The following is a 10,933-nucleotide window of genomic DNA, read 5'->3' as shown; positions in this document are numbered from 1 at the left end:
GGGCGGGACGGGAGAGACCGGGGAGACGGGGAAGACGGGCGGGACCGGCGAGACGGGGGAGACGGGCGAGACGGGGGACACGGAGGACACGGAGGGCTCCTTCATCGGCTTCATCAGGTCATCGGGTCACGGGCACACCGAGCAGCGGCCAGACGGCGGTGGCGAAGAACAGCACGAGCGCCGCGGTCAGCGGGGCCAGGACGGCGGACAGCCGCAGCAGGTCACGCGGGGTGTAGGTGGGGACGCCGGGGATCTCCGCGAAGAGCGTGACCGGCTTGGCGGAGGCCGGGAGCGTATGGCAGAAGCCGGCGGCGGCAGTGGACGCGAGCGCGGCGGCGACGGGGTTGACCCCGGAGCCCACGGCCGCGGCGATCACCAGCGGGACCAGGACGGAGGAGCGGGCCGAGCGGGACTGGAGGACCAGGTGGGCCGCCGTGCTGAGCGCGACGACGACGCCGAGGAAGACGGCCGGCGTGACGTGCGCGGGCAGCCCCGACACCAGCCACTGCGCCGCACCCGAGTCGGCGAGCGCGACGCCCATCGCCATGGTCGCCGCCATGAACAGCAGCAGCGACCAGGGAACGGTCCTGAGCGCGTCCTTGAGCCGTACGGTGCCCAGAGCGGGGGAGGAGGCGACGACCGCGCCGATCAGCGCCACCACCGCGGGCGGGACCCGGTGCAGCGGTTCGCCGCACCACAGCGCCACCACCGTGGCCAGCAGCAGCGCGCAGCGCTTCTCCGCCTGCGTCCAGGGACCGGTGACCGGGCTCTCGCTGTGCCGCCGTATCTCCTCGGCGGTGATGCGCACCGGGCCCACGCGGTCCGCGCGCCGAGTCGTCGTCAGGAGCACCGCCTCGGCCGCCAGATGGGAGGAGGCGACCGCCAGCGGCAGGCCGAGCAACAGCCACTGGGTGAAGCCGATCCGCTCCCCGGTCGCCTCCCACAGCACCGACACCGTGATCAGATGTGCGCCCGCACCGATCAGAGTAGCCACCGCCGACAGTAGGATCACGGTCGGGAACAGCAGTGCCAGCATCACGACCAGTCGCTTCCGGTCGGCGAGGGCCTTGGCGAGCGCCAGGAACACCGGCAGCGCGAGCGCCGCCCGGCCCGACGTGGCCGGCACCGCGAACGCCGTCACGACCAGCGCGGCCGTCGTCAGGTGCACCAACTGCCGTACGCTGCGCGCCCCGCCGACCAGGAACACCGCCGCGCGCCCGGCCAGCCCGGTCCGCGCCACCGCCGCCGCCAGCACGAAGGCGCAGATCAGCAGCCACACGGTGGCGTCGCCGAGGGTGCCGAAGAGGGTGTCGCTGCTGATCACGCCGGTCACGGTCAGCGCGAGTCCGGCGCCCAGCGCGATGTAGGTGTCGTCGACCGGAGTCCCGATCCAGGCGCAGGTGGCCAGCGCGAACACGGCCAGGGTGAGGCGCGCGTCACCGCCCAGGCCGGGGAAGTTGGCGGGGACCGCCAGCAGCGCGCACAGGGACAGCGCCACGCACAGGGCCGCCGCGAGGCGGAGGTTCGGCGTCACGTCATCGAGGGTTCTCCCGGGCGGTGAGCCCTCAATGAGCGGTACATGAAGGAAACTTCACCAGGCCGGCAGCCGGTACCCCATCCCGCGCACGGTCTCGACCTGCTGCGCGCCGAGCTTCTTGCGCAGCGCCCGCACGTAGACGTCCACGATGTTGGAACCGGGGTCGAAGTCGTAGCCCCACACGTGGGACAGGATCTGCTCCCGGGACAGGACCTGCCCCGGGTGCCGCAGGAACAGCTCCAGCAGCACGAACTCACGGGCCGTCAGGTCGACGGTGCGCTCTCCCGAACGCGCCCGGCGGGTGCGCAGGTCCAGGCTGAGCGCACCCGACTTCAGCACGGTCACCTCCGGTGCCCGCGCCGCCGTGCGCAGCCTGAGCCGCACCCGGGCGAGCAGTTCCTCGAAGCGGAACGGTTTGGTCATCCAGTCGTCGGCGCCGCCCTCCAGGCCGGCCACCGTGTCCCGTACGGAGTCCCGGGCGGTCAGCACGATCACCGGGGTCGTCACCCGGGCCTCGCGCAGCTCGCGCAGCACGGTGAAGCCGTCCCGGCCGGGCAGCCCGATGTCCAGGACGACCAGGTCGAAGCCGCCGGTGAGGGCGTACTCGTAGGCGGTGTCGCCGTCGGTGACGGCGGTGGTGGTGAAGCCGTTGGCGCGCAGGCCCTTCTCGACGAAGGAGGCGATGCGCTCCTCGTCCTCGACGATGAGGATGCGGTTCATTGACGAGCCTCTCCCGGAGTCAGTCCAGTGTGAGTACGAAGGTGGCTCCCCCGGACCCCGTCCGCGGGGACCCCGGGCCGTCCTCGGTGGCGCGCAGGGTGACACGGCCGCCGTGGCCCTCGGCGATCGCCTTGACGATCGACAGCCCGAGCCCGGCGCCGGACCCGCGCACCCCGCGCCGGGCCGTGCCGCGCCGGAACCGCTCGAAGATCACCTCCGCGTCCTGCGGCTGGACCCCGGGCCCGGAGTCGGCGACGTACAGCTCGACGCGCGGCCCCTCGGCGCGGGAGCCGATGCGGATGGTCTGGCCGGTGGTGGTGTGCTGCACGGCGTTCTGCGCGAGCTGCACCATGGCCTGCGTGATCCGCTGGGGATCCAGGTGGGCCTCGCGGTCGGCGACCTCGGCCAGCACCCAGTCCCGGTCGCCGAGGGTGCGGGCCTTGACGTAGACGTCGGCGGTCAGTTCGGCGAGCTGGACCGGCTCGGGGGTGACGAAGTCGGGGCGTTCGGCCTTGGCGAGCAGCAGCAGGTCCTCGACGATGCGGCTCATCCGGTCCAGTTCGTCGGTGACCAGACGGACGGTCTCCTCGCGCTCCGCCGGGTCGTCGCCCATCAGTTCCAGATGGCCGCGGACGATGGTGATCGGGGTGCGCAGCTCGTGGCCCGCGTCGTCGACGAACCGGCGCTGGGTGGCGAAGGCGCGTTCCAGCCGGTCCAGCATGGCGTTGAAGGTCTCGGCCAGCGCCGCCACGTCGTCGTTGCCGTGCACCGGGATGCGCCGGGTCAGGTCCTGCTCGGTGAGCTGCGCGGCCGTGGCGCGCACCAGCCGCACCGGCTTGAGGATGCGGCCCGCGACCACCCAGGCGATGCCGGTCGTCATCAGCAGGGCGACACCGGAGATGGCGAGCAGGACGCGGAACACCTCGTCCGCGCGCGCCTGTTCCCGCCCGGGGTGGAAGGCGACCACGAAGGCCGCCGCCGGTTCGCCGCCGTAGCGCGCCACGGTGACCTTGGCCCAGCGGATCTCCCCCTCCGGCCGCTCCAGGGTGCCGGTGGAGTCGGGCGAGGCGTAGATGCGGCGCCGGGCGTCGGCGTCCTTGTGCAGGGGCAGGGCGACCGGGATCTCGCGCTGCTGGATGATCTGCGTGGGCTTGCCGCCCGCGTCGTCCACCAGGCCGATCAGTTCCTCGTCCAGGTCGGCGTACTGCCGCTCCAGGAAGACCCGCAGCAGCCGGCCCGGGTCGGTGAACGGGCGGCCGGTCTCCGGGTCGAAGCCCTGCTCCTCGAAGTTGGCGAACTCGCCGGCCTCCTGCGCGAGCAGCCCGTTGATCCGCTGATCGGTGTCCCGCAGCAGGATCGACCGGGTGGTCGCGGCCACCGAGGCGAGGGCGACCGCCATCACGAGCAGCAGCCACAGCAGGATGCGGACACGAGCCGATATCCGGCGGCGCTCGCGGTCAGCCGTCGTCGCCGGGCCCGTCGTCGGTGCCCCGGTCGGCGGCTCCGTCGTCGGGCTCCTGACCTCGGTCGTCGTCATCGTCGCCATCCGGAGGGCTGTCGGTCACCGGCGGCCGGGTCACCACCTGGTCGCCGGGCGCCGGCTCGGGCGAGGAGGAGGCGGGTGCCGGGGTGGGGGAGGCGCTCTCCAGCTCCACCTTGGCCGGAACCCTGGGCTCCTGCGGACTGTCGGTGAGGGCGAAGCTGGTCGCGGCGATGCCGAGGGGGATCAGGACGACGGCCGCCAGGGCCGCCATCCGGCGGGAGAAGACCATGCCCTCGATCCTGCGCCCGGTGTCCGGGGGCCTGGATGAGGACCGGATGAAGAACTCTTCATCCGCGTCCCGCTCCCCGGCCTCAGTTGTCCAGCCCGATGGCGAACGCCGCCTCCAGGTCGTGCTGCGAGTACGTACGGAACGCCACGTGCGTGTCCGTGCCCTCGACGCCCGGGATCTTGCTGATCCGGCCGGGGATGACCTCCGCGAGGTCCTCGTGCCGGCTCACCCGCACCATGGCGATCAGGTCGTAGGTGCCGGTGACGGAGAAGACCTCGCTGACGTTCTCCAGCGCGGCGATCCGCTCCGCGATCTCGGGGATCCGGTCCACGCTGGTCTTGATGAGGACGATCGCGCTGATCACGGTGGGTTCTCTCCCTCGGGGGCCGTCGCTGGAACGCTCTTCACTGTAGTCGTACGCCCGAACCGCACCCAGGCGAAGAGGAAGCCCAGCCCGAAGCCCACCAGGTGCGCGAGGTACGCCACCCCCGGGCCGTCGCCGGCCCGCCCCGCCGCCGTCCACTGCAGGGCCGCCCAGAACGGCAGCACGAGCCAGGCGGGGAAGCGCAGCGGCAGGAAGAAGAGGAAGGGCAGGAGGCTGGTCACGCGGGCGCGCGGAAACAGGAAGAGGAAGGCACCGAGGACCGCGGAGATCGCCCCGGAGGCACCGACCAGGGGCTGCAGGGAGTACGCGTTGGCCCCCGCGTACCCGAGCAGCGCCAGGTAGCCGCAGCCGAGGTAGAACAGGGCGAACTGGAGCCGGCCCATGCGTTCCTCGGTCATCGCGCCGAAGACGTGGAGGAAGAGCATGTTGCCCAGCAGGTGCACCCAGCCGCCGTGGACGAACAGGGCCGTGGCGGGCGTGAGGGCGGACCCGGGGGAGTCCTCGAACAGTTCTGCGGGGACCACGCCCCAGCGCGCGAAGTAGGCGCGCTGCGCGGCGAGCGGTTCGCCGCCGGTGCCGTACACCGGATTCAGGCCCGCCGCCGGGCTGACCAGGAACAGCAGGCAGCACAGGGTGATCAGCCCGTACGTCACCGGCGCCCCCCGGCCGCGGGGCGTACCGGCCGTGCGGGCCGTGCCGAGCGTCCTGACCGTCCTGCGGGCCGCCGTGGTCCAGTGATGGATCATGGCTACAGAGCATGACGTAACGGGACGAAACCTCCCGGATCGCCTCGCCGCCGCGGACGGGCGGGCGTCGGGTACCCGCCAGGCCGTAGGGTTACGACCCACACGCACCGGGGGAGTCCGGCGCGTCACCGACACTGGAAGAGAGCGGACAACCACGATGACGGTTCCCCTGCCGACCGGCACGACGCGGTGGCGCTGCACCCTCTGCGGTAATCTCACCCGCTTCGACGTGACCCGGGCCTCCAAGGTCGTCGAGTACGTGCACCTCGATCTGGCCGGTGAGCCGAAGGTCGAGGAGCGGGAGGTGCTCAGTGAGAGCATCGAGTCGGTGCGGTGCCGCTGGTGCAACGCCGTGGACCAGGTGGAGCTCGTGGACAGGCCGGGTGCCGCCTCCTGAGCGGAGCGGCCCCCGCGTGAGGTGATCCCGTACCGGGACCACGCTGAGACATTGGGGTGACGGATGGTGGAGACACACGGCGGGAGGCCGGAGGACGGCGCCGCTGAGGTGCTCGACCGCCCGCTGCCCGACGGAGTGCGCCGCAGGGTCGTGCAGATAGTGTCCGACGGCTTCGGCGGGCTCACTCTCGGCGAACTGCCCGCCCAGCTGAGACAGTACGCCCGGTTCGCCCCGAACCGGAGGGCCAAGTTCGCCGGGAACGCCATGGCCGCCGCGGTCGAGACCGACCCCCTGTTCCGCCAGCGCATCGGCGAGAAGTTCCGGGAGGCCCAGCCGGAACTGGCCGCCGCCCTGGACGCCGGCTCCCCGCCCCCGGCCGCGGACCCGCTCGACGTGGCGGCCGCGGCCTACGTGCTGCGGCCGCACGGCTGGGTGAAGCTGGTGACCGCCGCCGGCGAGGAGGCGCAGCGCGCGGACGCCGAGCGCGTCGACGAGGAGAACCGCGCGGAGCTGGAGCGGCTGCACGCGGAGCTGACCCGGGCCCGCGAGCACACCAGGGCCGAGACCGAGCGGCTGCGCGCCGAGCTGGAGTCGGCGAAGAAGGAGACCGAGTCGCTGCACCGCAAACTGCGCTCCGCCCTCAGCGACGTCAAGCGCGGCGAGGCGGCGCTGCGCAAGGTCCGGGCCGAGATGGACGCCGTCCGGGCCGAGGGGCACGCCCAGGTGTCCGCCGCCGAGAGCGAGACCCGGCGGCTCAAGACCCGGCTCGGGGAGGCGGAGGCCGCCCTGGAGGCCACCCGCAGGGCGGCCCGCGAGGGACGCAGCGTCGAGGACATGCGGGTACGGCTGCTCCTGGACACCCTGCTGGACGCCACCCAGGGGCTGCGCCGGGAGCTCGCGCTGCCCCCGGTGTCCGTGCGGCCCGCCCAGACGGTGGACGCGGTCGAGCCGGGCCGGATGTCGCCGAAGGACATCGCCGCCCGCGCCCTGTCCGAGAACGACCCCGCCATCCTCGACCAGCTGCTCGCGCTGCCCCAGGCGCACCTGGTCGTCGACGGCTACAACGTCACCAAGACCGGCTATCCGCAGATGCCGCTGGAGAAGCAGCGGCTCAGGCTGCTCGGCCAGCTCTCCCAGCTCGCCGCGCAGACCGGCGCCGAGATGACCTGTGTCTTCGACGGTGCCGAACTGGCGGCGCCGGTGCTCCTCGCGCCGCCGCGCGGGGTGCGGGTGCTGTTCTCCAAACCCGGCGTCACCGCCGACGAGTTGATCCGTCAGCTGGTGCGGGCCGAGCCGCCGGGCCGGCCGGTCATCGTCGTCTCCACCGACCGCGAGGTCGCCGACGGGGTGGCCCGGGCGGGCGCGCGGCCGGTGGCGTCCGTGGTGCTCCTCAAGCGGCTTTCCTAGCCCCTGATTCACCTCTGCCCCATGCGCAACGTAGGGCCCCAATGCCCGAATTGACGGAACCGTCACGCAACGTAGCGTCAACCAAGGGTCACCGCAGGTGAGTTGTGGCAAAGAATGCGGCGCGTAACCGGGACTTTTCCGGCGGGGGATTTGAACTGATCACGAGTAGGTCACTAAGGTCTGCCCTCGAACCCTCGAACGGGTGATCCCTCTCAAGAAGGAGCTCGTCTCCGTGGCGTCCCACCGTCGTCCCAAGCAGTCGAGCCGCGCGCGTGTGACCGTGCTCACCACCGCTGCCGCCGCCGCTGTCGTTCTCAGTTCGCAGGCCGCCAACGCCGCGCCGAGCGAGAAGCCGAGCAAGGACGAGGTCAAGGCCAAGGTCGACAAGCTCTACGAAGAGGCGGAGCAGGCCACCGAGAAGTACAACGGCGCCAAGGAGAAGCAGGAGAAGCTCCAGAAGGAGATCTCCACCATCCAGGAGAACGTCGCCCGCGGCCAGGAGGAGCTCAACGAGCTGCGCGACGGCCTCGGTTCGATGGCCAGCGCCCAGTACCGCTCCGGCGGCATCGACCCCTCCCTCCAGCTCTTCCTCTCCGCCGACCCGGACGACTACCTGGACAAGGCCTCCACGCTCGACCAGCTGAGCGGTCAGCAGGTCGAGGCGCTGAAGAAGATCCAGGAGAAGCAGCGCGACCTCGCGCAGCAGCGCTCCGAGGCCACCGAGAAGCTCAAGGACCTCGCCTCCACCCGCACCGAACTGGGCAACAAGAAGAAGGAAGTCCAGGGCAAGCTCGCCTCCGCGCAGAAGCTGCTCAACACGCTCACCGCGCAGGAGAAGGCCGCTCTCGACGCCGAGCAGCAGCGCTCCACCCGCACCAGCGAGCGCGAGGTCCTGTCCAGCGCCGGGACCCCCGCCGGCAAGCCCGCCTCCGGCCGGGCCGCCGCCGCCTTCGCCGCCGCCCAGAGCAAGATCGGCTCGCCCTACGTCTACGGCGCCACCGGCCCGTCCTCCTTCGACTGCTCGGGCCTGACCTCCTGGGCCTACGCCCAGGCCGACGTCGCCATCCCGCGCACCTCCGAGGCGCAGACCGGCGCGGGCACGCGCATCTACTCGATGAGCCAGCTTCAGGTCGGCGACCTGGTCTTCTTCTTCAACGACCTGCACCACGTCGGCCTGTACGCCGGCAACGGCCAGGTCCTGCACGCGCCGCGCACCGGCACGGTCGTCCGCTACGAGTCGATGAACACGATCGGCGGCCCGTTCATGTTCGGCGTCCGGGTCTGAGGAAGGCCGCGCACGCCCCCTGTCCGGAGCCGCGCACGACCCCGTGACCGGAACCGCGCACGACCCCGTGACCGGAACCGCGCGCGATCCCGGAGCCGCCCGCCCCGTGGCGCCCGTTCGGGCGAATCACGGCAGGACGCTCGCGACCCCGCCCCGCCGCTGACCTGCGTCAGCGGCGGGGCGTCGCGTTGCGCGCCCCCGGCGGTCGTTGGCCGCTGCCCCGCCACGGGGCTACTGTCTGCCGCGTTTCCCCGTCCGCCAGCGGAAGGAGTGCGGCTTCCCGTGGGGTCCCATCGCCGCCTTGCACCATCCGGGTTCGACCACGGCACCACCGCCGCCGTCGGCCTGCTGTCCGTCGCCGCCGCGGTCCTGGGCGCCGCACCGGCCACGGCCGCCCCGCACGACGACAGGCGAGCGGAGGTGGACCGCCTCTACACGGAGGCGGAGAAGGCGACCGAGGCCTACAACGAGGCCGACGCGCGCACCGACGCCCTGCGCGAGGAGGTCAGCACCGCGCAGGACGCGATCGCCCGGCAGCAGGCGCGGATCAACACCATGCGGGACGCGCTCGGTTCGCTGGCCGGCGCCCAGTACCGCTCCGGCGGCATCGACCCGTCGCTGGCGCTGCTGCTCTCCGCCGAACCGGACGACTACCTGGACAAGGCCCTGGTGCTCGACCGGATCAGCACCCACCAGTCCGGCCGGCTCAGGGAACTCCAGGAAGCCCTGCGCGAACTCGCCCAGGACCGCGCCGAGGCCGCCGGGAAACTCACCGAGCTGGAGAAGGGCCGCAAGGCCGTCGCCGCCCACAAGAAGACCGTGGAGCGGAAGCTGGCCAGGGCCCGGAAGCTGCTCAACTCCCTCCCGGACGACCAGCGAGCCGCCTACGACCGCGGCTCCCGCTCCGGCCGCACCGACCTGGTGGGTCCCGGCACCGCCACCCCCGCCTCCGGCCGCGCGGCGGCCGCCCTCGCCGCCGCCCGCTCCGCCCTCGGCAAGCCGTACGTCTGGGGTGCCAACGGGCCGTCCTCCTTCGACTGCTCGGGCCTGGTCCAGTGGGCGTACGCGCAGGCCGGCGTCGGACTGCCGCGCACCTCGCAGGCGCAGGCCGGCGCCGGGCGGCGGGTGTCCCCGGCCGAGGCGCGCCCCGGCGACCTGGTCGCCTACCGGGACGACGCCAGCCACATCGGCATGTACGCCGGCGACGGCCGGGTGATCCACGCGCCCTACCCCGGCGCCCCCGTGCGCTACGACCCGGTCGGCATGATGCCGGTCTCCTCGGTCACCCGGGTCTGAACCCCGCGACCCGTCCGGCCCCTCCGCCCGCTGCCCTCCGCGGTCCGGCGCCCGTACGATCGGGAAGGTGGCTGGTCGCGGGCGGGTGTCGGGTTCCTCGGTGGTGGCGCTGTGCGTCCTGCTCGTCGCCCTGGTGGCCTGCGGCGGCCGGACCGCCGCCGACCCCGTCCTGGCCGAGGTGCGGCGGGTGCTGGACCGGCGTGCGGCGGCCGTCCTCGACCACGACCGGGCCGCCTACGCGCGCACCGGCACCGCGGCCGGCTTCGACAACCTGAGCGCGGTGCCGCTGGCCGCGTGGTCGTACCGCGTGACGGACGTGGACCGCACCGGCGACACGGCCGTCGCCGACGTCGAGCTGGACTACCGCGTCGACGGCTACGACCGGGGTCCCGTCACCGCCGGCCGCACCGTGCGGCTGAGCCGGGACGGTGCGGACGGGGCGTGGTCCGTCGACTCCGACCGGCCCGCCGAGGAGTCCGGGCAGCAGCCGTGGGACCAGGGCGCGGTCCGGGTCGTCCGGGGGGAGCACAGCCTCGTCCTCGGCGTCGGGCAGTCCGCCGGGGCCCTGCGCGGCTTCGCGGACCTGGCCGACCGGGCCGTGCCGGCCGTGCCGGACGTCTGGGACGGCGACTGGGCCCGGCGGGTCGTCGTGCTCGTCCCCCGGTCGCTGGAGGGGATGGCGGGCCTGCTCGGCTCGCCCGCCTCCTCCTACCGGGGCATCGCGGCGGTCACCACCGGTGAGACGGGCGGCCGGGAACGGGCCCCCGCGGACCGGGTCATCGTCAACCCCGACGCGTACGGGCTGCTCGGCGCCCTGGGCAAGCAGGTGGTGCTCACCCACGAGACCACCCACGTCGCCACCCGCGCCCACACCACCCGCGCCACGCCGCTGTGGCTGTCCGAGGGGTATGCCGACTGGGTCGGCTACCGCGCCACCGACCCGTCTCCGTCCCGGGCCGCGCCGGAGCTGGCCCGCGCGGTGTCCGGAGGCCGGGTCCCCGGCCGGCTGCCGACGGACGAGGACTTCGGCTTCACCGGCGAAGCGGACGAACTCGCCGAGGCCTACGAGGGGGGCTGGCTGGCCTGCCGGATGATCGCCGACCAGTGGGGCGAGGACCGGCTGCACGCCTTCTACCGTGCCGTCGGAGCCCACGACGAGCGGGCGGGCGCGGCCGAGGACGCGATGAACGAGGTGCTCGGCACGACACCGGAGGAGTTCACGGCGCGGTGGCGCGCGTACCTGCGGACGGAGTTCGACTGAGCCCGGCCGCCCTCGCCGGGCGCACGCGGCCTGCTTGGCGCGCCGGCCGCGGCGAGGGCCGTGGGGCCCCGGTGCTGGTGCGGTGTCGGCGGGGCGTGGCTGCCGGGTGGGCGGGGCCGGGCGGGGC

The 10,933-nt window shown here is 73.3% G+C and carries 11 protein-coding genes; 5 read left to right on the top strand and 6 right to left on the bottom strand.

The features are described from left to right. Nucleotides 1-118 precede the first annotated feature (118 nt). The 6 genes from KUM32_RS32415 to KUM32_RS32390 form a co-directional block, all read right to left on the bottom strand. Nucleotides 119-1,534, bottom strand: coding sequence for an SLC13 family permease (locus KUM32_RS32415; RefSeq protein ID WP_217145512.1), 1,416 nt, complete (start codon nt 1,532-1,534; stop codon nt 119-121). Nucleotides 1,535-1,591: 57 nt separating this feature from the next. Beyond that, nucleotides 1,592-2,257, bottom strand: a complete 666-nt coding sequence (locus tag KUM32_RS32410; protein ID WP_217145511.1) for a response regulator transcription factor — start codon at nt 2,255-2,257, stop codon at nt 1,592-1,594. A gap of 19 nt (nt 2,258-2,276) precedes the next feature. Beyond that, a complete protein-coding gene (locus KUM32_RS32405) occupies nt 2,277-3,794 on the bottom strand; it encodes an ATP-binding protein (protein WP_374227579.1) in 1,518 nt (505 codons plus the stop codon). Then, nucleotides 3,715-4,029: a small secreted hydrophilic protein gene (locus KUM32_RS32400; RefSeq protein WP_217145510.1), complete on the bottom strand. Its 315-nt coding sequence runs from the start codon at nt 4,027-4,029 to the stop codon at nt 3,715-3,717. Before KUM32_RS32400 ends, KUM32_RS32405 begins: the two co-directional genes overlap by 80 nt. A gap of 82 nt (nt 4,030-4,111) precedes the next feature. Beyond that, nucleotides 4,112-4,393, bottom strand: coding sequence for an Lrp/AsnC family transcriptional regulator (locus tag KUM32_RS32395; protein ID WP_100044201.1), 282 nt, complete (start codon nt 4,391-4,393; stop codon nt 4,112-4,114). After that, on the bottom strand, nt 4,390-5,160 hold the full coding sequence (locus KUM32_RS32390) for a rhomboid family intramembrane serine protease (protein WP_217145509.1): 771 nt from the start codon (nt 5,158-5,160) through the stop codon (nt 4,390-4,392). The genes KUM32_RS32395 and KUM32_RS32390 overlap by 4 nt, the downstream gene beginning before the upstream one ends. A gap of 157 nt (nt 5,161-5,317) precedes the next feature. Here KUM32_RS32390 and KUM32_RS32385 point away from each other — a divergent pair, with 157 nt between their 5' ends. The 5 genes from KUM32_RS32385 (at nt 5,318) to KUM32_RS32365 (ending at nt 10,806) form a co-directional block, all read left to right on the top strand. Next, a complete protein-coding gene (locus KUM32_RS32385; protein ID WP_217145508.1) occupies nt 5,318-5,557 on the top strand; it encodes a hypothetical protein in 240 nt (79 codons plus the stop codon). Nucleotides 5,558-5,620: 63 nt separating this feature from the next. After that, nucleotides 5,621-6,964 carry an NYN domain-containing protein gene (locus KUM32_RS32380; RefSeq protein ID WP_217145507.1) on the top strand — a complete coding sequence of 448 codons (1,344 nt, stop codon included), beginning with the start codon at nt 5,621-5,623 and terminating at the stop codon, nt 6,962-6,964. A gap of 232 nt (nt 6,965-7,196) precedes the next feature. Beyond that, a complete protein-coding gene (locus KUM32_RS32375) occupies nt 7,197-8,249 on the top strand; it encodes a C40 family peptidase (RefSeq protein WP_217145548.1) in 1,053 nt (350 codons plus the stop codon). A 282-nt stretch (nt 8,250-8,531) separates the two neighbouring features. Further along, nucleotides 8,532-9,545 carry an NlpC/P60 family protein gene (locus tag KUM32_RS32370; protein WP_217145506.1) on the top strand — a complete coding sequence of 338 codons (1,014 nt, stop codon included), beginning with the start codon at nt 8,532-8,534 and terminating at the stop codon, nt 9,543-9,545. 67 nt (nt 9,546-9,612) lie between these two features. Then, the gene (locus KUM32_RS32365) at nt 9,613-10,806 is read left to right on the top strand and encodes a hypothetical protein (protein ID WP_308408775.1); all 1,194 of its coding nucleotides are present in this window, start codon (nt 9,613-9,615) and stop codon (nt 10,804-10,806) included. The last annotated feature ends 127 nt before the right edge of the window (nt 10,807-10,933 follow it).

The organism is Streptomyces sp. AC627_RSS907 (genome assembly GCF_019049165.1).
The sequence above is the reverse complement of the archived record's forward strand: the minus strand, read 5'-3'. Positions and strand labels throughout refer to the sequence as shown.